This window comes from Nocardioides ferulae (assembly GCF_003660455.1).
GTDB classification, from domain to species: Bacteria; Actinomycetota; Actinomycetes; order Propionibacteriales; family Nocardioidaceae; genus Nocardioides; species Nocardioides ferulae.
Map to the genome: position 1 here is coordinate 262,661 of NZ_QZVR01000004.1, position 21,982 is coordinate 284,642.

Sequence of the window (21,982 nt, forward strand, 5' to 3'; positions counted from 1 at the left end):
CGACCATGCCACCGACGCCCGAGCAGCCACGGACCCTCACCCACGTCGACGAGTCCGGCGCGGCCCGGATGGTCGACGTCTCCGGCAAGGACGTCACCGCCCGCACCGCCACCGCGACCGGGCGGGTGCTGGTCTCGGCCGAGGTCGTGCGGCTGCTGCGCGGCGAGGGGGTCCCGAAGGGAGACGCGCTCGCGGTCGCCCGGATCGCCGGCATCATGGGCGCCAAGCAGACCCCGGCGCTGATCCCGCTGTGCCATCCGCTCGCGGTCTCCGGGGTGGTGGTCGACCTCGACGTGGTCGACGAGCCCGCCCCGGCGGTGGCGATCTCCGCGACCGTGCGCACCACCGACCGCACCGGTGTCGAGATGGAGGCGCTGACCGCGGTCAGCGTCGCCGCGCTCACCGTGGTCGACATGGTCAAGGCCGTCGACAAGGGCGCGGTGATCACCGACGTGCGGGTCGAGGCCAAGACCGGTGGCAAGTCCGGGGACTGGTCGCGGTGACCGGCGAGGGGGCGGCCGGCCTCCCGGCCGCGGTCGTCGTCGCCTCCAACCGCGCCGCCGCCGGCGTCTACGCCGACACCACAGGTCCGCTGCTGGTGGAGTTCCTGACCGGCTTGGGCTTCGTCGTCGAGGCTCCCGCGGTCGTGCCCGACGGGGAGCCGGTCGGGCAGGCGATCGCGGCGGCGGTCGCCGCGGGGGCCAGGGCGGTGCTCACCACCGGCGGCACCGGGCTGACTCCCACCGACCGCACGCCCGAGGCGACCCGCCCGCTGCTCGACCGCGAGGTGCCGGGGCTGGCCGAGGCGATCCGCGCGCACGGCCTCGCCAAGGGGGTGCCGACGGCGGCGCTCTCGCGCGGGCTGGCCGGGGTCGCCGGGCACTGCCTGGTCGTGAACCTGCCCGGCTCCCGCGGCGGGGTGAAGGACGGCCTGGAGGTGCTCGGCCCGGTGCTGGTGCACGCCGTGGAACAGGTGGTGGGGAGCGACCATTGAGCTCGCGCCCCCGCGCCCGGTCGCGGCGCCGGCACGCCTGGCCCGCACGCCTCGAGCACGTGAGCGACGGCATGCGCATCGTGGTGCGGCCGCTGACCTACTCCGACGGTGCCGCCTGGCGGGCCACCCGGCAGCGCAACGCCGCCTGGCTGGTGCCGTGGGACGCGACGGTGCCGCCGGGCGCCGAGGCGCGGCCGACGTCGTTCCGGGGACTGGTGCGGCAGCTGCACCGGCAGGCGCGCCGCGGCACGACGTACCCCTTCGCGGTCGAGGTCGACGGAGCGTTCGCGGGCCAGGTGACCGTGAACAACATCGTCCGCGGTGCCGCGCAGTTCGCCTCGGTCGGCTACTGGCTGGACCGGGACCAGGCCGGCCGGGGCGTGATGCCGCGGGCGGTGGCGATGGTGGTCGACCACTGCTTCACGGCGGCGGGCCTGCACCGCATCGAGGTGGCGATCCGGCCGGAGAACTCGAACTCGCTGCGGGTGGTCGAGAAGCTCGGGCTGCGCGAGGTCGGCTACGCGCCGCGCTTCCTGCACATCGACGGGGCCTGGCGCGACCACCGGCTCTATGCGGTCACCGTCGAGGAGTGTCCCGAGGGGCTGCTGGCCCGGCTGCTCGCCGCGGACGACCGCTGACGGGCCGCTCCGCGCCGCTCCAGTCACACAAGTCCCAGAAGTCATTTTGCGACACACGGGTAGACATCCGACCCGGGCTGCGGTAGCGAACCTAACCTCTAGCGCGTGGACCCGAGCGCACTCATCTTCGTCGCCCTCGCCGTGGCGTGGGCCGCCTACCTGATCCCGAAGGCGCTCCACCACCACGAGGAGGTGGCGCGCAGCCGCTCCGTCGACCGGTTCTCGCACACCATGCGGGTGCTGGCACGGCGCGAGCCGGTCGACGCCCGCTCGGCCCGCCTCGTGGTCACGCCCGGCCGGCCCGCCACCGCGACCAGTGTGGTCACCAAGCCGCGCAGCTCCGAGGCCGAGACGCCCGCCGAAGCGCCGGTCGAGGCTCCCGCCGAGAAGGCCGTCCCCACTCAGCCCGCGGCCGGCCGCTCGGCCGGTGCCCGGCGCGAGGCAGCCAACCGGGCGGCCCGCCGTCGCCGCCGGGTGCTGCTCGGCGTCCTCGCGCTCAACCTGCTCGTCGTGGCCCTCGCCGCGTTCGCCGTCCTCGCCTGGTGGTGGGTCGCGGCGCCGGCCACCCTCCTGGTCGCCTGGCTGGTGGCCTGCCGCCTGATGGTCAAGCGCGAGCGCCGGGCGCCGGCGTCCAGGATGCCGATCCAGATCCCCGCCGAGGAGCCCGCCGCCCCCGTGGCGCCGGTCGAGGACGCCGAGACCGGGCCGATGCAGCGGGTCGAGGACCAGCCGCCCGTCGTACTCCCGATGACCGACCCCACCCTGTGGGAGCCGGTCCCGGTGACCCTGCCGACCTACGTCTCCAAGCCCGCCGCCAGCCGCACCGTGCGCACCATCGACCTCGACTCCACCGGTGTGTGGACCTCCGGGCGCACCGAGGGCGACGCCCAGATCGCGCGCGACGCGGAGGCCGCCGACCGCGCCGCCCGGGCCGCGCAGGACGACGCGGAGCGTGCGGTCGGCTCCTGAGCCTGGAGCTCGGCTGGGAACTGGAGGATCGTGTGGAACTCCACGCACGGGGTGCCTGCAGATCCACACGATGACGCACCACCCGGGATTCGGCCGCACCGGTCGCAGGTGCTAACGTTTCCCACCGCTTGGGGCTGTGGCGCAGTTGGTAGCGCGTCTCGTTCGCAATGAGAAGGTCAGGGGTTCGAATCCCCTCAGCTCCACCACCACCGTCGGGCACGATCCGTGCCTCGCCGATGCGGCTCCTCGCCGCGGCTTGCCCTTCTCTTCCCCACCGTTCCTGGGCTAGCCTGCCCGGGCATGCCCGTGGGGGGCATGACCGCGCCGCGCCGCGGGCCCGGCTCTCGGCCACCGGGGGAGATATGGACTTCTCGCGCAAGCACGCACGCCTCTCCCGAGCCCTGCTCGGGCTGCTCGTCGCCGGGTCACTGGCGACGACCCAGCTGGCCGTCGCCGCGGACGGCGCGCCGTCCGCCGACGCTGCGGTCGGAACGGGCGCGCTCGCCCCGGCGGGCGCGCGCGGTGGCGAAGACCTGACCCTCAGCGACATCGGTCAGGTGAGGCTGCCCGAGACCACCACCGGGGTGCGCGACCTCGCGGTCTCAGCGGACGGCAAGCGCGCGGTCGCGGTGGGCGGCGACTGGCTGCAGGTGCTGCGGCTCACCAGCGGCGACCCGGTGATCACCGCGCAGTCGACCGCGGTGTTCGGCGGCCGGGTGGTGCTCGCCAAGGACGGGCGCACGGCGTACGTCCTGGAGGACACCGACCAGCTCTTCGTCGTCGACCTGCGCAAGAACCGGGCGAAGAAGGTCGCCACGTTGCGCCGCTACCGTCTCGCCCCCTCCGACGTCTTCGACATCGAGATCTCGCCCAACGGCAGGTTCCTGCTCGCCAAGTACGGCTACGAGATCGGCGGGTTCGGCGACGGCAGCGGCATCCAGGTGTTCTCGCTGGCCAAGCCACGCAAGCCGCGCAAGATCTCCCGGGTGAAGGCGCTCGAGTGGCACGGCCGGGTCGACGTCGCCCCGAACAACAGGCTGGTGGTCACCTCCTCCAGCTCGGTCGACGACTACCTGATGGTCTATCGGCTGAACCGGAAGGGCCGGATGACCAAGCTCAAGCGCATCCCGGTGCAGTTCTCGCCCGAGGCGATCGCCTTCAACCGCGCCAGCACCCGCGCCTTCGTGCAGTCGTTCAGCTCCGAGGACCCGATGCGCATCGCGGAGGTGAACCTCAAGAAGCGGAGGCTGGTGCGGGTCAAGCGGGTCGACGGGTTCGAGGGCGGCACCGACGTCGTGGTCTCACCCGACGGCGACCACCTCTTCGCGACGATGTGGCGCTCCAGCCCCGCCGACAACCCCTCGTTCGTCACGCTCGACGCCACGACCCTCGAGCCGCTGCACGCGTCGCAGGGTGAGGAGCTCTACGGTCCCCAGGCGGTGCAGTCGCCGAGCAGGGGGCCGGCCGCCGGCCGGATCCTGGTGCCCACCTACACCGGCTTCACCGGCGGCCGGCCGCTGGTGATCGTCTACAGCTACGAGTGACCGAGCCTGGCGCTGGGCCGGGTCCGAGGTCCCTGGCCCCGACGACGCCCGCGCGCCACCATGTCCGCATGGATCGGTTGCCTGCGTCAGCGTCGGTGCTCGCGGTGGTCGCCCACCCCGACGACGAGTCGTTCGGGCTCGGGGCGGTGCTGTCGGCCTACGCCGACCGGGGCGTCCGGGTCTCCGTGCTGTGCCTGACCCGTGGTGAGGCCTCGACGCTGCACGGGGTCGAGGGCGACCTGCACGAGCTGCGCGCCGCCGAGCTGACCGCGGCCGCCGCCGAACTGGGCATCGACCGTGTGTCGCTGCGCGACTACCCCGACAGCGCCCTGGCCGACGTCGATCTGCCGACGCTGGTCGGCGAGGTGACCGACCTGGCCGCTGAGGTGGGTGCGGACACGCTCATCGGCTTCGACCGCACCGGCCTGACCGGGCACCCCGACCACATGCGCGCCACGGAGGCGGCGGTCGCCGCCGGCGAGCGCCTCCGGCTGCCGGTGCTCGCCTGGACGCTGCCCGACGACGTCGCGGAGCGGCTCCTCGCGGAGCACGGTGTCCCGTTCGTGGGCCGGGCCGCCGACGACATCGACCTGGTCGTGGAGGTCGACCGGACCCGCCAGCTCGCGGCGGTCGCCTGCCACCCCAGCCAGGCCGTGCCCGGCAGCGTGCTGTGGCGACGCCTCGAGCTCTCCGGCGACCGGGAGCACCTGGCGTGGCTGCGCCGGCCGGCCGGGTGACCCGACCGCCTCGGCCCTCCGTGGCGCACGTCACCGGCCTCTTCCGGTGTTGTGCCGCGAGCAGGCGCCCCGACCAGTAGTTTCTGCCGGGTTGTCCTCCGGCCGCTCGGGCTGCCCCCGCCCTGCCGCTGAAGGAGCCCGCGTTGACCCACGCGTTCGTCGAGACCCCCCACGAGCGCGCCGAGAACCGGCTCGCGCTGTTCGCCGCGATCTTCCTCGGCCTCGCCGCCACGATGACCGCGTTCTCCGCCTACCAGGGCGCACTCAAGGACGGCGAGGCGCTGGCCGGCTACACCCAGTCGACGTCCGCGCTGACCGAGGCCAACCGGCTCAACGCCCAGGCGACCCAGATCCAGACCGGGGACCGGCAGCTGTTCGTGGAGTACGCCACCACCCTGCAGGACGATGCGCCGACCGCGGTCGAGACCGCCGACTACCTGCTCACGCTGATGCGTCCCGAGCTGGTGGAGGCGATCGAGTGGTGGCTCGACACCGACGACGCGATCACCCCGTTCGACGAGATCGACGGCAACCCCTACACGCTGGTCGAGCTGGAGCAGGCCGAGCAGAAGTCGGCGGAGTCGGTCAGGGCCTTCGACGAGGCGGCGGCGGCCGACGACACCGGCGACGACTTCGAGCTGTCGACGGTGCTGCTGGCGATCACGCTGTTCTTCGGCGGTATCGCCACCCTCTTCAGCCGGTACGTCGTGAGCGTCTCGTTGCTGGTCGTCTCCGGGCTGTCGCTGGTCGCCGGTGCCGTGCAGCTGGCGATGGCGGCCGGGGTCGTCTGAGCCCGCCCTGCCGGGGGGTCGTGACGACTACCGCCGCACCGTGCCGGAGAGCGGCAGGTCACGCGAGTGCGGACCGACCAGCACGCCGTAGCGACCCGGGGAGACCACCCACCGGTCGGCGTCGACGTCCCAGTGCGCGAACGCCCGGCGGTCCAACCGCACCGTGACCCGGCGGGAGTCGCCCGGCGCCAGCCGCACCTTCGTGAAGCCCTTGAGCTGGCGGGGCGGCTCGCCGGTGGCGCGCGGCGCCGAGACGTAGACCTGGGGGACCGTCGACCCCGCGCGATCACCGGTGTTGCGCACCGTGAACCGGGCCACCGCGCCCTGCCGGGTGCGCCGCACGTCGAGGCCGGAGTAGTCGAAGGTCGTGTAGCCGAGGCCGAACCCGAACGGGAAGAGCGGCCGCTCGCCCATCGCGTCGTACCACCGGTAGCCCACGAGCAGCCCCTCGGAGTAGGTGGCGGTGTCGTCGACCCCGGGGTAGGCGGCCGGGTCGAAGCTCGCCTGCTCCTCGTCCCGCGGGAAGGTCTGCGGCAGCCGACCGCCCGGCTCGCGCTCGCCGTAGAGGATCTCGGCCAGGGCGGTGCCGTGCTCGAGCCCGCCGTACCACGGCACCAGCACCGCGCCGGCGTCGTCGAGCCAGGGCATCCGCACCGGACCGCCGATGTCGAGCACCACGACGGTGTTCGGGTTGGCGGCGGTAGCTGCCGCGATCATCTCCTCCTGCCGGCTGGGGAGGCTGGTGCAGAACACCGCGACGCAGGCGCTCGGGCGCAGTCCGAGGTCGGGCCGGTCCGAGCCCTCGGTGGCGCCGTCGGTGGCGACGACCACCACGACGTCGGCGGCCGCGGCCGCGAGCTCGGCGTCGACGCCCGCGGAGCCCTCGACGTACACCACCCGGTCACCGCGGTCGCGGGCCTCGGCCAGGATGCCCTGCAGCGGGCTGACCACCCGCGGCGGCAGGCCCGAGCCGTGCGAGGAGCCGCCCCCGGCGGTCGCGTTGGAGGCGCCGATCGGGTTCGCCGCCCAGCCGATCACCGCGATCGTGCGCCCACCGTCGGGCGAGGCGTCGTCCAGGGGGAGCAGGCCGTCGCGGTTCTTCAGCATGACCGTCCCGTCGGCGGCGACCTCGCGGGCCAGCGCCAGCCGCTCGGGGGTGGTCACGTCGCGCAGGAACGGCTCGGCGCCGGGCGCCACCGGGTCCTCGAACAGCCCGAGCCGGAACATCGGCCGCACGATGTTGCGCACCATGTCGTCGATCCGCTGCTGGGTGATCTCGCCCGCCGCCAGCGCGGCCTTCATCGAGTCGGCCCCGAAGAAGCGGCCGCCGGTGCCGGTGACCGACGACTCCGGCAGCGGGATCTCCACCGCGTGCATCTCCAGGTCGAGCCCGGCGTTGGCCGACGGGGCCGTGGAGTGCACCGCGCCCCAGTCGGAGACCACGAACCCGTCGAATCCCCAGTCGTCGCGCAGGACGTCGGTGAGCAGCGTCGGGTTCTCGCACGCGTAGGGCCCGTTGACCCGGTTGTAGGCGCACATGACCGAGCCGACCCTCGCCTCCTTCACCGACGCCTCGAACGCCGGCAGGTAGATCTCGCGCATCGTGCGCTCGTCGACGCGGGCGTCGACGGTCATCCGGTCGGTCTCCTGGTTGTTGACCGCGAAGTGCTTCGCGTCCGCGATCACCGGGTTCTGCTGCAGGCCCTTGATCACCGACACCGCGGTGCGGGAGGCCAGGAAGGGGTCCTCGCCGAAGTACTCGAAGTTGCGGCCCAGGTAGGGGGTCCGGGCGATGTTCATGCCGGGTGCGAGCATCACGTTGATGCCCTTCAGGTGCGCCTCGGCGCCGATCGCGCGGCCCAGCCGCCGCTGCAGGCGGGGGTCCCAGGTGGAGGCCTGGACCACGCCGGAGGGGAAGGTCGTGGTGGCGATCTGGAACCCGGCAACGCCTGAGCCGGCGTCGCTGAGCACCAGGTCGGGGATGCAGAGCTCGGGCTGGCCGCTCACGTGGCCGGCGGTGCCCCAGTAGAAGAACCACGACGGGTTGCTGAACGTCACCATGTGCAACTTCTGGTCCAGATCCATCGCCGCGACCAGGGCGTCGGCCCGCTCGGAGGGGCTGTCGGCGGGGTCCATCCAGGCGGCGCACGGATCCTCCGCGGCGGCCGCTCTGTCGGTGCCGCTCACCCCTCCCGACAGCGCCACCAGCATGCTCGCCGTGATCGTCGAGGCCGCGGCCATCGCCGTGAGGCGTCGACTCCGCTTCTTCATCGCTCTCCTCCGCCGACCTTCTCGTCCGTGGCGCACGGAAGCGGGCGCCACCTTGGTCAACGGCGGAGACCGGGTGCGGTTATCGGACGGCGGGTGTCTCGCCGGTCACGGCCGGTGGTCGAGCTTGCCGAGAGTCGGTGGTCGAGCTTGCCGAGACCCAGCATCGGTGCCGATCAGGCCAGGCCGCGGGAGAACAGGAACCGGTCGACCTCGATGCGCACCGCCACCCGCTCGGGGTTGACGCGCGGCTGCCGGTAGCGGGCGGCGTACCGCTCGACGGCGCGCGCCAACGACGCCTCGTCGTCGAGCACCACCGCGGTGCCCTCCAGCGTCGACCAGCGGCGCCCGTCGACCTGGCAGGCCGCGACCGGCGTGGGCGTCGCGAGCTGCCGGGCCTTCACCGACGCGCCGCCGGTGATCACCCAGGCGCAGCGCTGCTCGAGGTCGAGGGCCACCCCGACCGGCACCACGTGCGGGCGCCCGTCGGCGTACGGCGTGGTGAGCGTGCACAGGTGCCGCTCGGTCCAGAACTCCAGCAACGGCTCGGGGAACGACTCCCAGCCAGGCGCCCACGAGCTCATCGGCACCTCGGATCCGTGCTCAGATCCATCGCGAGAACCAGATCCGGTCGAGCCACTCCGAGTGGGTGAGCAGCTGGTTGGTCCAGATCGGCCAGAACCAGGCGAAGTTCACCAGCGTCAGCACCACGAACGAGCCGGCGACGACCACCCCGACGGTACGCCGGGGGGTGGGGGCACGCGAGGACCCGATCAGGCGGCCCATCGCGAGCACCAGCGCGAGCACGACGAACGGCAGCGTCAGCGCGGCGTAGAACAGGAAGATCGGCCGGTCGTCGTAGGCCAGCCAGGGCAGCCACGTCGAGGCGGTGCCGACCACCACCACGCCCGCCCGCCAGTCGCGAGCCCCCAGCCAGGTCGCGACCGAGAGCAGCAGCGCGAGGATGCCGCCCCACCAGATGGTGGGTGTGCCGATCAGCAGCACCTGGCGCAGGCAGTCGCTGCCCTCCGGGGCGTCGCAGCCGTCGACGCCCGGCTGGATGTCGGTCTCGGCGGCCACCCCCACGGGCCGGTTGAGCAGCAGCCAGCCCGAGGGCATCGACTGGTAGGTGTGGTCGCTGTCGTTGAGGAAGTGTGTGTGGAAGGCGTAGAGATCGCGGTGGTAGAACCACAGCGAGCGCAGCGACTGCACCACCTCGCCCGGGCCGGCGGCGTCCGGCTCGTCGCGGGTGGGCCAGGTCTGCCCGCCGTCGTGGTGGGTGTACTGGGTGGCCGAGAGGTGCTGCTCGTACTCCTCGGCGTGGATCAGCCAGCCGGTCCACGACATCAGGTAGACCGCCAGCGCCACCACCACGAGGTGCACGAACGCCGTGGCCCCGTCGACCACGGCGGAGCGCAGCGTTGCCCACCGCACCCCGAACGACCGGCGCGCGCCCGCGCTCCACAGCCAGACCAGCAGGCCGAACGCGGCCAGCGGGTAGAGCGCGGTCCACTTGGTGCCGACCGCGAGACCGAAGCAGACCCCGGCGCCGAGCAGCCAGGGCCGGAACAGCAGCCCCCGCACCGGGCCCCAGCCGGTCGCGGTCGCGTCGGCCCCGCCGAGCAGCCGCGCCAGCTTGGCGCGGTGCCAGTCGCGGTCGGCGACCACGCAGGCCACCGCGCTGAGCGTGAAGAACATCAAGAAGATGTCGAGCAGCGCGACCCGGGACAGCACGAAGTGCAGGCCGTCGAGGCTGAGCAGCAGCCCCGCGGTGCAGCCGAGCAGCGTCGAGCCGGTCAGCCGCCGAGCGAGCCGGCACATCACCAGCACGCTCAGCGCGCCGACGACCGCGGCAGAGAAGCGCCACCCGAACGGGTCCATCCCGAACAGCTGCTGGCCCAGCGCGATCAGCCACTTGCCGACCTCGGGGTGCACGATCATCGACGGGTCGTCCTGCCACAGGCCGGTGACCGTGCCGTCGAGGATCTGCTCGTTGGCGTCGTCGGCGTACTCGCGGACGTAGCCGAAGTTCAGCAGCGACCAGGCGTCCTTGGCGTAGTAGGTCTCGTCGAACTCGAACTGGTGCGGCTCGCCGAGCCGCCACAGCCGCAGGAACAGCGCCAGCAGCGCCACCCCGATCGCGGCGGCCCACGAGGTGAGCCGGTCGTCGCCGACACGAGGCAGCGCCCGGCGCCCGGCCAGCGGCACCGGGTGACCGTCCGCGGCGCGGGAGAGCCCGACCACGCGGTCGCGCTCGGGCGCGGGAGCGGTGTCGGTCACGCGGGAACTCTAGAGAATGCGGCCATGGTGCGCCCTCAGCCGGGCAGGCCGCCGGGCTCGCGGCCGTGCCGTGCGGCGTACCACGCGGCGTACGCGGCGACGGCGGTGGGCAGGGTGGCGTAGAGGCGGCCCGCGCCGATCCGCTCGGTGAGGCCGGAGCGGTCCAGGTCCTCGCGCAGGTCCTGCTTGACCCTGGCCAGCGCGAGCACGACGCCGCGGTGCTCGAGGTCGGCCCGGAGCTCCTCCAGCGCGTCGAGCGCGGTCAGGTCGACCTCGACGTTGGCCTCCATGTTCAGCAGCAGCCACTCCGCGGCCGGGTCGGCGTCGAGCACCGCCTGCCGGGCCCGCTGCCGGAAGTCGTCGGCGTTGGCGAAGAACAGCGGCGAGTCGTAGCGGTAGACCACCAGGCCGTCGACGGTGCCGGCGGTCGGGTGGTCGTCGACGTCGTGCATGCCGGCCAGGCCGGGCACGAAGCCGAGGATGCCGTCGTGGCCGCGGGCGACCCGGCGGAGCAGGTCGAGGATCGAGAGGCCGACGGCGGCCGCGATGCCGGCCAGCACGCCGAGCAGCAGCACGCTGACGGTGGTCGCGGCGACCAGCACCAGCTCGCTGCGCCGGAACCGGGCGATCCGCCGGATCTCGGCGGTGTCGACCAGCCCGATCGCGGCGTAGGTGACCACCCCGCCCAGCGCCGCCTGCGGGAACGACCCGAGCACCGGACGCAGGGCCAGGATGCCGACGAGCACGGTCGCCAGCGCCACCAGTGAGTGCAGCTGGCTGCGCACCCCCAGCGCGTCACCGATCACGGTGCGGCTGCCGCTGCTGCTCACCGGGAACCCCTGGAACAGGCCGGAGCCGATGTTGATCGCGCCCAGGGCCAGCAGCTCCTGGTCGGGGTCGACGTGGTCGCGGTGCCGGGCCGCGAACGCGCGGGCGTCGAGCATGTTGTCGGTGTAGCCGACCACGGCGACGCCGACGGCCGGCAGCGCCAGCTCCGCCACGACCTCCCAGGACACGTCGGGCAGCCCGGGCACCGGCAGCCCCGCCGGGATCGCTCCGACGGTGCCCACCCCGTCGGCCTCCAGGCCGAGCAGCTGCACCGCGGCGGCGGCCAGCAGCATGCCGAGCAGGGGGTTGGGCCAGTGTGGTCGCCACCGCTGGGCGAGCAGCAGGCCGGCGGTGACCGCGCCGGCGACGACGACCGTGGGCAGGTGTGCCTCGCCGAGGTGGCCCAGCGCGTACGCCGTCTCCTCCAGCGGGCCGTCGCCCTCGACCTCGATGCCGGTCAGCCGTCCCAGCTGTCCGACGATCATCAGCGCCGCGATGCCGGCCAGGTAGCCGATCAGCACCGGCCGCGAGAGCAGGTCCGCGACGAAGCCGATCCGCAGCACCCGCCCGGCGAGACAGACCGCGCCGACCACGATCGCCAGCGCCGCGGCCGCCTCGGCGTACCGCTCCGGGTCGCCCAGCGTCATCGCCCCGACGGCGGCCGCGGTCATCAGCGCGGTGGTCGACTCCGGGCCGACCGAGAGCTGGCGGGATGAGCCGAGCAGCGCGTAGACGGCCAGCGGAGCCAGCGCCGCCCACAGCCCGGTGACGGCCGGCAGCCCGGCCACCGCGGCGTACGCCATGACCTGGGGCACGAGGTACGCCGCGACGGTGACGCCGCCGACCAGGTCGCCGCGCAGCCAGGAGCGGTCGTAGTGGCGCAGGGTGTGCCACCCCGGCAGCAGCGGTCCGCGGACGGCGCTGGTGCGGGTCAGTTGATGCGGCACGAGGCCAGTGTCCCGCTCCGAGGCGGCCTGTAACGCGGTGTCCCGGTATCTTCCGCGGTGTCCGGACACCGCACCAGATACCGGGACACCGCGTTACATGCGAACGCCGCCCCGAGAACCGGCGCAGCACCGGGCTGCGATGATCGAGGGCATGGCAGCCAGTGACCCGAGCGACCGCGACCGGGACGACGAGCCGGGGGTGCTGGTGCTCGCCGCGACGCCGATCGGCCGGGTCGCCGACGCGCCGCCGCGGCTCGCCGAGGAGCTGGCCGGAGCCGACGTGGTCGCCGCCGAGGACACTCGCCGGCTCAGGCGGCTCACCGGCGACCTCGGGGTCACCCTGGGCGGGCGCGTCGTGTCGTACTTCGAGGGCAACGAGTCCGCGCGCACCCCGGTGCTGCTCGACGCGCTGCTCGCCGGCGAGCGGGTGCTGCTGGTCACCGACGCCGGGATGCCGAGCGTGTCCGACCCCGGCTACCGGCTGGTGGTCGCGGCCGTCGACGCCGGCGTCCGGGTGACCGCCGTGCCCGGGCCGTCGGCGGTGCTCACCGCGCTCGCGGTGTCCGGGCTGCCGGTCGACCGCTTCTGCTTCGAGGGGTTCCTGCCGCGCAAGGCCGGGGAGCGTTCCCGGCGGCTGGCCGGGCTGGCCGCGGAGGAGCGCACCATGGTGTTCTTCGAGGCGCCGCACCGCACCGAGGCCGCGCTGGCGGCGATGGCCGAGGCCTTCGGCGGCGACCGGCCTGGCGCGGTGTGCCGCGAGCTGACCAAGACGCATGAGGAGGTCCGGCGCGGGCCACTGGAGGAGCTGGCCGCCTGGGCCGCCGACGGCGTACGCGGCGAGGTCACCGTGGTCGTCGCCGGCGCCGCGCCGGTGGCCGGCGTCGCCGCCGACGACGACAGCCTGCGGGCGGCGGTGGCCGAGCGTGAGGAGCAGGGGATGAGCCGCAAGGAGGCGATCGTGGAGGTGGCCAGGCTGGCCGGGGTGCCCAAACGCGAGGTCTACAACCTCGTCCACGGTGCAGGAGGAGCGTCGTGAGCGTGCCGAAGCAGCGGATCGACTCGTTCGCCCGCGACGGGCTGACCTTCGACGTCCGCGACGAGGGCCCGCTCGACGGGCCCGTGGTGGTGCTGCTGCACGGCTTCCCGGAGCGCTCCACCAGCTGGCGCGAGGTCGCGCCGCTGCTGCACGCCAGAGGCCTGCGCACGGTCGCTCCCGACCAGCGCGGCTACTCGCCCGGCGCCCGGCCGCCGCGCCGCCGCGACTACCGCATCCAGCACCTGGTCGCCGACGTGGCCGAGCTGATCGGCGAGGTGCAGCGCACCGCACCGGGGCCGGTCCACCTCGTCGGCCACGACTGGGGTGCCGTGGTCGGCTGGATGGTCGCCGCGCAGCACCCCGCGCTGCTGCGCACCTGGACCGCCGTGTCGGTGCCGCACCCGCGCGCCTACGGCGAGGCGATGCTCGGCCCCCAGGCGCTGCGCTCCACCTACATCGGGTTCTTCCAGCTGCCGTTCCTCCCCGAGCTCAGCGCCCGCCCCGGCGGGCCGTTCGAGCGGTCGCTGCGCCGCTTCGGCATGACCGAGGACGAGGTCGAGAGGTTCCGTGCCGAGATGGTCGCCGACGGCGCGCTGGGCCCGGCGCTCAACTGGTACCGCGCGATCCCGTTCTCCGCCGACCGCAGCATGCTCGACCCGACGATCACCGTGCCGACCACCTTCGTGTGGAGCGACCGCGACCCGGCGATCGACCGCAAGGGCGCCGAGCGCACCGGCCGCTACGTCGAGGCGGACTACACCTTCGTCGAGCTCGACGGCGTGACCCACTGGATCCCCACCCAGGCTCCCGACGAGCTCGCTGCGGCGGTGCTGGACCGCATCGGCGAAGCGGGGCCGGCGTGAGCGCCGCGCGTCCTCCGGCGCCGGAGCCGCTGCCGCACCCGGTCGTCGACAACCACTGCCATCTCGACATCGCCGCCACCGGCGGTGGCCGGGGCGAAGGGCTCGCGGTCGACGACGCCCTCGCGGCCGCCGCCGCCGTGGGCGTCACCCGGATCGTGCAGATCGGCTGCGACCTGCCCGGCGCCCGGTGGGCGGTCGAGGCCGCGGCGTCGTACGACGCGCTGGTCGCCGGGGTCGCGCTGCACCCCAACGAGGCGCCCCGGCTGGCCGCCGAAGGGCGGCTGGAGGAGGCGCTCGCGGAGATCGAGCGGCTCGCCGGCGCGCACCCCAAGGTGCGGGCCGTCGGCGAGACCGGCCTGGACCACTTCCGCACCGGCGAGGACGGTCGCGCCGGGCAGGTCGAGTCGTTCCGCCGCCACATCGACCTCGCCAAGCGCCTCGACAAGACCCTGGTCATCCACGACCGCGACGCGCACGAGGAGGTGCTGGCCGTGATCGACGAGGAGGGCGCCCCGCCCCGGTGGGTGATGCACTGCTTCTCCGGCGACGCCGACGTCGCACGCCGCTGCCTCGACCGCGGCGCGCACCTCTCGTTCGCCGGCACGGTGACGTTCAAGAACGCCCAGCCCCAGCGCGACGCGCTCGCGCTGGCCCCTCGCGACCGGGTGCTGGTCGAGACCGACGCGCCCTACCTCACGCCCACGCCGTACCGCGGCCGGCCGAACGCGTCGTACCTCGTGCCGCTGACCGTGCGGGCGATGGCGCAGGTGCGCGGCGAGGACCTCGCCGACCTCTGCGTGGCGATCGAGGCGAACACCTTCGCGGCGTTCGGCGGGGCGTGGGGCAGCCCGTCGTGACCGCTCCGTGACCCCGTCGTGACCGTCTCTTAACCGTCGAGAGCCTGCTCACGTTTGTCCACAAAACGACTCGCGGGTTTGCGTTCGCTGCCGATCCTTGGTGGTGTTGACGGCCAGATGGCCGGGATCGGGAGCGATTGCGACCAGCACAGGCGGTGACCGCACTCCTCGGAGGATGTCTCGGAGTCACCGGCCGACCCGCACCACGTCCGCCCGCCGCGGGCTGCCGTGCGGTGTGCTGGCCCGAGGCCCGGGAGGAACGACGTTCGGAGAATCGTGCGCAGCAAGATCGCACAGTGGCAGGCCAACCGTGCGACCCCGTCGGGTGAGGGGTCGCGGCGCAGCCGGGTCATCCTGGTCGCGCTGACCGCCGTGGTGGTGCTGGCGGTCGCCGGCACCACGCTGGGCTACACCGCGCTGAGCAAGTCGGTGACGCTCTCCCTCGACGGTGAGGCCAAGCAGGTCACCTCGATGGGCAGCACGGTCGGCGAGGTCCTCGACGACGAGGGCATCGAGCTGGGCGAGCACGACATCGTGCTGCCCGGCGTCGACGAGCAGGTCGAGGACGGCACCCGCATCAGCGTCCGGTTCGGCCGCGAGCTGACCCTCGAGGTCGACGGCCGGGAGCAGACCTACTGGGTGACCTCCACCGACGTCGCCTCCGCGCTGGGCGAGATCGGGCGCGGCTTCGGCGCCGCCGACCTGTCGGTGAGCCGTGGCGCGAGCATCGGCCGCGACGGCATGGCCCTGCAGGTCGTCACGCCGAAGACCATCACCGTGCAGATCGCCGGCCGCAAGCCGGTACGCCGCGTGGTCACCGCGCTGACCGTCGAGGACGCGCTCGCCGAGCTCGGGGTGAACGTCGGCCGACGCGACCGCACCCAGCCGCGGCTGGGCCACGAGCTGCGCGACGGCGACAAGTTGGTCTTCACCGACATCCGGGTGGTCGACGAGCGGGTCAAGGCCGAGGCGATCGACTTCGACACCGTCGAGCGGGCCGACGACTCGATCTTCGAGGGCGAGACCCAGACCGTGCGCTCCGGCGCCGCCGGTGTGCGCGACGTGACCTACCGGGTGACCTACCGCAACGGCGAGGTCGTGGACCGCGAGGTCAAGCGCGCCGAGGTGGTGCGCCAGCCGGTCGACGCGATCGTGCGGGTCGGCACCAAGGAGCGGCCGGTGGTCGCCGCCAACTACGCCGGCGGCAGCACCGTGTGGGACCGCCTCGCCCAGTGCGAGTCCGGCGGCAACTGGGCCATCAACACCGGCAACGGCTACTACGGCGGCCTGCAGTTCAGCCTCAGCACGTGGCGCGCCTACGGCGGCCCCGGCTACCCGCACCAGCAGAGCCGCGAGACCCAGATCGCGATCGCGACCAAGCTGCGTGACGCCAGCGGCGGCTACGGCGCCTGGCCGCACTGCTCCGCGCAGCTCGGCCTCCCTCGCTGACGAGGACGGCGGAGCCGGCCTCGTGATGATGGTCGAGCCCTTCGAGACGCCTCGTGATGGTGGTCGAGCCCTTCGAGACGCCTCGTGCCTCGGCTCCTCAGGAACCACGAGCGGCACGGCTGAGCTTGCGAAGCCGTGACCCGCGTGTCGAGACCCACGGCGGAGTCGGCCGCGTTCACCGCGCCCGATAGCCTGGGCCCCATGTCAGACAGCTCCGCCGGTCCGAGGCTGCTCGGGCCGGCGGAGGTGCGTCAGCTCGCCGCCGAGCTGGGCCTGCGCCCCACCAAGCAGCGGGGCCAGAACTTCGTGATCGACCCCAACACCGTGCGCCGGATCGTCCGCGAGGCCGGGGTCGGCCCCGACGACGTCGTGGTCGAGATCGGTCCCGGGCTGGGGTCGTTGACGCTGGCGCTGCTGGAGACCGCCGGGCGGGTGATCGCGATCGAGATCGACGAGCTGCTCGCGGAGCGGCTGCCGGCCACCGTCGCGGAGTTCGCTCCCGAGCGGGCCGACCGGTTCGAGGTGGTCCTGGCCGACGCGCTGCGGATCACCTCGGTGCCCGGGCCGCCGCCCACGGCGCTGGTCGCCAACCTGCCTTACAACGTCTCGGTGCCGGTGCTGCTGCACATGCTGGCGCTGCTGCCGTCGTTGGAGCGCGGCCTGGTGATGGTGCAGGCGGAGGTCGCCGACCGGCTGGCCGCCGCCCCGGGGTCGCGCGTGTACGGCGTGCCGTCGGTGAAGGCAGCCTGGTTCGCCGACGTACGCCGGGCCGGCGCCGTCGGGCGCAAGGTCTTCTGGCCCGCTCCCAACGTCGACTCCGGACTCGTCGCCTGGACCCGCCGCGAGCCCCCGCAGACCACGGCCGGCCGGGCCCAGGTGTTCGCGGTGGTCGACGCGGCGTTCGCCCAGCGGCGCAAGGTGCTGCGCGGGGCGCTGTCCGGCCTGGCCGGGTCGCCCGCGGCGGCGGAGGCGGCGCTCGAGGCGGCGGGGGTCGACCCGACGGCCCGCGGCGAGTCGCTGGTGATCGAGGACTTCGTGCGGATCGCCGAGAACCTCGTGCGCGACGACACCGCAGCGGAGCCGCGCTCGTGACCGTGACCGTGCGCGCACCGGCCAAGATCAACCTGCACCTCGGGGTGGGGGCTCCGCGTCCCGACGGCTTCCACCCGTTGGTGACGGCCTACCACGCGGTGGGTCTGTGCGACGACGTCACCGTGGCCGACGCCGACACGTGGAGCGTGCACACGAAGCTGCCCGACTGGATCGACCCGGGGCTGCTGCCGGCCGACGGGGAGAACATCGTCGACCGGGCCGCCGAGCTGCTCGCCGGCTTCCACGGCGTCCCGCGCCGCGGCCTGGTGTCGGTGGTCAAGGCGATCCCGGTGGCCGGCGGGCTGGCGGGCGGCTCGGCCGACGCGGCCGCGGCCCTGGTGGCGCTGGACCGGCTCTGGGACCTGCACACCTCCGACACCGACCTGCTGCGGCTGGCCGCCCAGCTCGGCAGCGACGTGCCGTTCTCGCTGGTCGGGGGCACCGCCCTCGGCACCGGCCGTGGCGAGCTGGTCACCCCGCTGACCGACCGGGGCACCTGGTGGTGGGTGGTGGTGCCGTCGCCGGAGGGACTCTCCACGCCGCGGGTCTACCGCCACTTCGACGAGCTGGTGCCCGACGCCCCCGAGCGGCCGCCGTCGGCCGACGAGGTGGTGGCGGCGCTGGCCAGCGGCGACCCCTACCTGCTCGCGGCCGCGCTGCACAACGACCTGGAGCTGGCCGCGGTCGACCTGCGCCCCGACCTGGGGCGGCTGCTCGAGCGTGGCGAGGAGGTCGGTGCGCTGCGCGGGCTGGTGTCGGGCTCCGGCCCCACCTGCGTGTTCCTCTGCGAGGGCGCCGACCATGCCCGCGAGGTGGCCGGTGCGCTCACCGGGCCGGAGCACCCCGTCGTCCTCACGACCATGGGACCGGTGGCCGGCGCCCACCTGGTCGAGTACGCCTGATGCGGGCCCTGATCCAGGAGGACCCATGGCCAACCTGATCAACCTCGAGCGGGTGTCGAAGGCGTACGGCGTGCGCCCGCTGCTCGACGACGTCTCGCTGGGCATCGGCGAGGGCGAGCGGATCGGCATCGTCGGCCGCAACGGCGACGGCAAGACCACGCTGCTGGAGGTGATGACCGGCCTCGAGGAGCCCGACTCGGGCCGGGTCTCGCGCTCCCGCGGCCTGCTGATCGGCTACCTGCACCAGGGCGACGCGCTGGTCGACACCCACACGGTGCGCGAGGCGGTGCTCGGTGGCCGCGACGACCACGAGTGGGCCGCCGACCCCCGCACCCGCGAGGTCGTGGAGGTGCTGCTGGCCGGCGTCGAGCTGGACCGGGCGGTGCTCGGGCTCTCCGGCGGGGAGCGGCGGCGCTGCTCGCTGGCCGCGCTGCTGCTGGGCGAGCACGACCTCGTCGTGCTCGACGAGCCCACCAACCACCTCGACGTCGAGGCGGTGGCCTGGCTGGCCGACCACCTCGCGAAGCGCTCCTCCGCCCTGGTCGTGGTGACCCACGACCGGTGGTTCCTCGACGCGGTCTGCCAGTGGACCTGGGAGGTCCACGACGGGGTGGTCGACGTCTACGAGGGCGGCTACGCCGCGCACGTGCTGGCCAAGGCGGAGCGGCAGCGCCAGGCGTCGGCGGCGGAGGTCCGGCGGCAGAACCTGGTGCGCAAGGAGCTGGCCTGGCTGCGCCGCGGCCCCCCGGCCCGCACCTCGAAGCCGAAGTTCCGCATCGACGCGGCGAACTCGCTGATCGAGGACGTCCCGCCGCCGCGGGACCGGCTCGAGCTGCAGCGCTTCGCCACCCAGCGGCTGGGCAAGGACGTCATCGACATCGAGGACGCCGACCTGGTCCGCGGCGAGCGCACCCTGCTCTCGCACGCCACCTGGCGACTGGGGCCGGGCGACCGGGTCGGTCTGGTCGGGGTCAACGGCGCCGGCAAGACCTCGGTGCTCTCGCTGCTCTCCGGAGAGCTGTCACCGACGGTCGGTCGGGTCAAGCACGGGCGCACCGTCGTGCTGCAGCACCTCACCCAGGCGCTCGACGACCTCGACCCGGACGGCCGGGTGCTGCCGACCGTGGAGTCGATCCGCCGGGTGTCGAAGACCGTCGAGGGCCAGGAGCTCACGGCGTCGGCGCTGCTGGAGCGGTTCGGCTTCACCGGCGACCGGCTCACCGCGCGCATCGGCGACCTGTCCGGCGGCGAGCGGCGCCGGTTCCAGCTGCTGCGGATCCTGCTCACCGAGCCCAACGTGCTGCTGCTCGACGAGCCGACCAACGACCTCGACATCGACACCCTCAACGTGCTCGAGGACTTCCTCGACAGCTGGCCGGGCACCCTGGTGGTGGTCTCCCACGACCGCTACTTCCTGGAGCGGGTCACCGACTCGGTGTGGGCGCTGCTGGGTGACGGCCAGATCTCGATGCTGCCCCGCGGCGTCGACGAGTACCTCGAGCGGCGTGCCGCAGACCTGAGGCTCGCCGAGCAGGCGGCCGCGGACGCGGCGGCCGACCGTCGGGAGGAGCGAGCGGCAGCCTCGGCACCTTCGCCGGGGAGCTCGGCGGCAGGTGCGCCCTCCGCCCCGAAGGCGCGAGCCGGCAGCGCCGAGGAGCGCGCCGCCCGCAAGGTGATCGCCCGCATCGACAAGCGTCTGGAGCGGATCGCCGAGCAGGAGGGCGCGCTCAACGCCGAGGTCGCCGAGCACGCCCACGACTACGAGCGCCTCGCTTCCCTCTCGGAGCAGCTGCGTGAGCTCGCGGCCGAGAAGGAGGAGCTCGAGCTGGAGTGGCTCGAGGCCGCCGAGGTCATCGAATAGGCGAGGTCCGGTGGTCGAGCCTGCCTGCGGTGGTCGAGCTTGCCGAGACCGCGCCCTGGCTCCGGCTCAGCTGAACGGCCGCAGCAGCGTGCGGAGCAGCACGGCGAGGTCGTTCTGCTCCTCGGGCGAGAGCTCGTCGAGGAACTGGCGCTCGGCCTCCAGCAGCGCGGTGAACGCACCGTCGACGGCGGCCTTGCCCTCCACGGTGAGCCGGACGATGACCCCGCGCCGGTCGTCGGGGTCGGGGTAGCGCTCGACCAGTCCGCGGCCGGCCAGCCGGTCGACCCGGTTGGTCATCGTGCCGCTGGTCACCAGCGTCTCGCGCAGCAGCCGCCCGGGGGAGAGCTCGTAGGGGGCGCCCGCGCGCCGCAGCGCGGCGAGCACGTCGAACTCCCAGCCGGCCAGGCCGTGCGCGGTGAACGCCTCGCGCCGGGCCAGGTCGAGGTGGCGGGCGAGCCGCGAGATCCGGCTGAAGACGGCGACCGGGCCGAGATCGAGGTCGGCGCGCTCGCGCGCCCACGCCTCGACCAGCTCGTCGACCTCGTCCCGCATGGCAGCAGCGTACTCCTGGATCGAGAATCTTGACATCAAGACGATCTGGGCGCAGGCTGGGAGATATCTCGACATCAAGACATCTTCCGTCCGACACTGGAGTCGCGATGAGCCACCTCTGGGATCCCGCCCGCTACCTGACCTACGCCGACGAGCGCGCCCGGCCCTTCGTCGACCTGCTCGCCCGGGTCGGCGCCGACAGCCCGGCCACCGTGGTCGACCTCGGCTGCGGGCCGGGCACGCTCACCGCGTTGCTCCGGGAACGCTGGCCCGGCGCCGACGTGCTCGGTGTCGACGCGAGCCCCGAGATGGTCGAGGCCGCCCGCGCCGCCGTCGACGGCGTCCGGTTCGAGCTCGTCGACCTGCGCGACTGGTCGCCCGCCGCACCGGTCGACGTGCTCGTCTCCAACGCCACGCTGCAGTGGGTGCCCGGCCACCTCGACCTGCTGCCCCGCCTGCTCGACGCCGTGCGGCCCGGCGGCTGGCTGGCGTTCCAGGTGCCCGGCAACGCCGACCAGCCCAGCCACGCGCTGCGCCGCGAGCTCGCCGCCGAGGAGCCGTACGCCGCGCACACCCGCGGCGCCGCCGAGCCGGCCGCCCACGACGCCGTCACCTACCTCGAACGGCTGGCTGCGCTCGGCTGCGAGGTCGACGCCTGGGAGACCACCTACCTCCACGTGCTCACCGGAACCGACCCGGTCTTCACCTGGATCTCCGGCACTGGCGCCCGGCCCACCCTGCAGGCGCTGCCCGACGACCTGCGCCCGGACTTCGAGGACGAGCTGCGTCGCCGTCTCGCCGCGGCGTACCCGCCCGGGCCGGGTGGTGTCGTGCTGCCGTTCCGACGGGTGTTCGTGGTGGCGAGGAGGAGCCGATGAGACTGCACCACGTGCAGGTCGCCTGCCCGCGCGGCGGGGAGGAGGTCGCGCGGCGGTTCTACGCCGACGGGCTCGGCCTGGTCGAGGTGGCCAAGCCCGAAGCGCTGGCCGGCCGGGGCGGAGCGTGGTTCCGTGCGTACGACGACGGTGGCGCCGTCACCGCGGAGGTGCACGTCGGCGTCGAGGAGCCGTTCGCCCCCGCCCGCAAGGCGCACCCGGCGCTGCTGCTCGACGACGTGACCGCCCTCGACGCGATCGCCGACCGGCTGCGCCGGCTGGGCTTCGAGGTCGACGGCCGCGAGCGGGAGACGTTCCCCGGGCACCTGCGCTGGCACGCCTTCGACGGGCACGGCAACCGGGTCGAGCTGCTTGCCCGCCGGTGAGGGGGACGGGGCTGCGTCATCGGCTGTGAAATCGCGACGGCCGGTCCAGGGCGACCCCTCGAGCGAAGCGGGGGGAGCTCCTCCCGAGGGGCCGTCCTGGACCGGCCTGAAGC

General features: G+C 73.8%; 21 protein-coding genes and 1 tRNA gene. 17 read left to right on the plus strand and 5 right to left on the minus strand.

Annotated features, from left to right (window positions below):
- Positions 1 to 5: 5 nt before the first annotated feature.
- The 8 genes from moaC (at position 6) to D6B71_RS07570 (ending at position 5,673) form a co-directional block, all read left to right on the plus strand.
- The gene (gene moaC / locus D6B71_RS07535) at positions 6 to 503 is read left to right on the plus strand and encodes a cyclic pyranopterin monophosphate synthase MoaC (protein ID WP_121253597.1); all 498 of its coding nucleotides are present in this window, start codon (positions 6 to 8) and stop codon (positions 501 to 503) included.
- Positions 500 to 994: a MogA/MoaB family molybdenum cofactor biosynthesis protein gene (locus D6B71_RS07540; RefSeq protein WP_121253599.1), complete on the plus strand. Its 495-nt coding sequence runs from the start codon at positions 500 to 502 to the stop codon at positions 992 to 994. Before moaC ends, D6B71_RS07540 begins: the two co-directional genes overlap by 4 nt.
- The gene (locus D6B71_RS07545; RefSeq protein ID WP_240641204.1) at positions 991 to 1,632 is read left to right on the plus strand and encodes a GNAT family N-acetyltransferase; all 642 of its coding nucleotides are present in this window, start codon (positions 991 to 993) and stop codon (positions 1,630 to 1,632) included. Before D6B71_RS07540 ends, D6B71_RS07545 begins: the two co-directional genes overlap by 4 nt.
- 105 nt (positions 1,633 to 1,737) lie before the next feature.
- A complete protein-coding gene (gene sepX, locus D6B71_RS07550) occupies positions 1,738 to 2,601 on the plus strand; it encodes a divisome protein SepX/GlpR (RefSeq protein WP_121253601.1) in 864 nt (287 codons plus the stop codon).
- 130 nt (positions 2,602 to 2,731) lie between these two features.
- Positions 2,732 to 2,807 (plus strand) — tRNA-Ala (locus tag D6B71_RS07555).
- A 156-nt stretch (positions 2,808 to 2,963) separates the two neighbouring features.
- Positions 2,964 to 4,145 (plus strand): WD40 repeat domain-containing protein, encoded by a 1,182-nt coding sequence (locus tag D6B71_RS07560; protein ID WP_121253603.1) that lies wholly within the window; start codon positions 2,964 to 2,966, stop codon positions 4,143 to 4,145.
- A 68-nt stretch (positions 4,146 to 4,213) separates the two neighbouring features.
- The gene (locus tag D6B71_RS07565; RefSeq protein WP_121253604.1) at positions 4,214 to 4,882 is read left to right on the plus strand and encodes a PIG-L deacetylase family protein; all 669 of its coding nucleotides are present in this window, start codon (positions 4,214 to 4,216) and stop codon (positions 4,880 to 4,882) included.
- A gap of 143 nt (positions 4,883 to 5,025) precedes the next feature.
- Positions 5,026 to 5,673, plus strand: a complete 648-nt coding sequence (locus D6B71_RS07570; RefSeq protein ID WP_121253606.1) for a hypothetical protein — start codon at positions 5,026 to 5,028, stop codon at positions 5,671 to 5,673.
- Between the two features lie 27 nt (positions 5,674 to 5,700).
- Here D6B71_RS07570 and D6B71_RS07575 read toward each other — a convergent pair whose 3' ends face one another.
- The 4 genes from D6B71_RS07575 to D6B71_RS07590 all read right to left on the minus strand — a co-directional run bounded on the left by D6B71_RS07575 (position 5,701) and on the right by D6B71_RS07590 (position 11,996).
- On the minus strand, positions 5,701 to 7,944 hold the full coding sequence (locus D6B71_RS07575; RefSeq protein WP_206051607.1) for a glycoside hydrolase family 3 C-terminal domain-containing protein: 2,244 nt from the start codon (positions 7,942 to 7,944) through the stop codon (positions 5,701 to 5,703).
- 173 nt (positions 7,945 to 8,117) lie between these two features.
- A complete protein-coding gene (locus D6B71_RS07580) occupies positions 8,118 to 8,525 on the minus strand; it encodes a pyridoxamine 5'-phosphate oxidase family protein (RefSeq protein WP_121253919.1) in 408 nt (135 codons plus the stop codon).
- A 19-nt stretch (positions 8,526 to 8,544) separates the two neighbouring features.
- The gene (locus tag D6B71_RS07585; RefSeq protein WP_164519570.1) at positions 8,545 to 10,221 is read right to left on the minus strand and encodes a dolichyl-phosphate-mannose--protein mannosyltransferase; all 1,677 of its coding nucleotides are present in this window, start codon (positions 10,219 to 10,221) and stop codon (positions 8,545 to 8,547) included.
- A gap of 35 nt (positions 10,222 to 10,256) precedes the next feature.
- Positions 10,257 to 11,996, minus strand: coding sequence for a SulP family inorganic anion transporter (locus D6B71_RS07590; protein ID WP_240641205.1), 1,740 nt, complete (start codon positions 11,994 to 11,996; stop codon positions 10,257 to 10,259).
- Positions 11,997 to 12,147: 151 nt separating this feature from the next.
- Between D6B71_RS07590 and rsmI the strand changes: the two genes are divergently transcribed.
- The 7 genes from rsmI (at position 12,148) to D6B71_RS07625 (ending at position 20,056) form a co-directional block, all read left to right on the plus strand.
- Entirely contained in the window at positions 12,148 to 13,032 is an 885-nt protein-coding gene (gene rsmI / locus D6B71_RS07595) for a 16S rRNA (cytidine(1402)-2'-O)-methyltransferase (RefSeq protein WP_121253925.1), read from the plus strand.
- Positions 13,029 to 13,895: an alpha/beta fold hydrolase gene (locus tag D6B71_RS07600; RefSeq protein WP_121253608.1), complete on the plus strand. Its 867-nt coding sequence runs from the start codon at positions 13,029 to 13,031 to the stop codon at positions 13,893 to 13,895. Before rsmI ends, D6B71_RS07600 begins: the two co-directional genes overlap by 4 nt.
- On the plus strand, positions 13,892 to 14,752 hold the full coding sequence (locus tag D6B71_RS07605; protein WP_121253610.1) for a TatD family hydrolase: 861 nt from the start codon (positions 13,892 to 13,894) through the stop codon (positions 14,750 to 14,752). Before D6B71_RS07600 ends, D6B71_RS07605 begins: the two co-directional genes overlap by 4 nt.
- Positions 14,753 to 15,028: 276 nt before the next feature.
- Positions 15,029 to 16,201 (plus strand): resuscitation-promoting factor, encoded by a 1,173-nt coding sequence (locus D6B71_RS23760; RefSeq protein ID WP_121253612.1) that lies wholly within the window; start codon positions 15,029 to 15,031, stop codon positions 16,199 to 16,201.
- Between the two features lie 201 nt (positions 16,202 to 16,402).
- Positions 16,403 to 17,293 (plus strand): 16S rRNA (adenine(1518)-N(6)/adenine(1519)-N(6))-dimethyltransferase RsmA, encoded by an 891-nt coding sequence (gene rsmA / locus D6B71_RS07615; RefSeq protein WP_121253614.1) that lies wholly within the window; start codon positions 16,403 to 16,405, stop codon positions 17,291 to 17,293.
- Complete coding sequence (locus tag D6B71_RS07620) at positions 17,290 to 18,195, plus strand: 4-(cytidine 5'-diphospho)-2-C-methyl-D-erythritol kinase (RefSeq protein WP_121253616.1); 906 nt, start codon at positions 17,290 to 17,292, stop codon at positions 18,193 to 18,195. The genes rsmA and D6B71_RS07620 overlap by 4 nt, the downstream gene beginning before the upstream one ends.
- A 25-nt stretch (positions 18,196 to 18,220) precedes the next feature.
- On the plus strand, positions 18,221 to 20,056 hold the full coding sequence (locus D6B71_RS07625; protein ID WP_121253618.1) for an ABC-F family ATP-binding cassette domain-containing protein: 1,836 nt from the start codon (positions 18,221 to 18,223) through the stop codon (positions 20,054 to 20,056).
- A 66-nt stretch (positions 20,057 to 20,122) separates the two neighbouring features.
- Here the strand turns inward: D6B71_RS07625 and D6B71_RS07630 are convergent, their stop codons facing one another.
- The gene (locus tag D6B71_RS07630; protein WP_121253620.1) at positions 20,123 to 20,608 is read right to left on the minus strand and encodes a MarR family winged helix-turn-helix transcriptional regulator; all 486 of its coding nucleotides are present in this window, start codon (positions 20,606 to 20,608) and stop codon (positions 20,123 to 20,125) included.
- A gap of 107 nt (positions 20,609 to 20,715) precedes the next feature.
- On the opposite strand from D6B71_RS07630, the gene D6B71_RS07635 reads away from it, so the two are divergent.
- The gene (locus D6B71_RS07635; protein ID WP_121253622.1) at positions 20,716 to 21,486 is read left to right on the plus strand and encodes a trans-aconitate 2-methyltransferase; all 771 of its coding nucleotides are present in this window, start codon (positions 20,716 to 20,718) and stop codon (positions 21,484 to 21,486) included.
- Complete coding sequence (locus D6B71_RS07640; RefSeq protein ID WP_121253624.1) at positions 21,483 to 21,869, plus strand: VOC family protein; 387 nt, start codon at positions 21,483 to 21,485, stop codon at positions 21,867 to 21,869. Before D6B71_RS07635 ends, D6B71_RS07640 begins: the two co-directional genes overlap by 4 nt.
- Positions 21,870 to 21,982 lie beyond the last annotated feature (113 nt).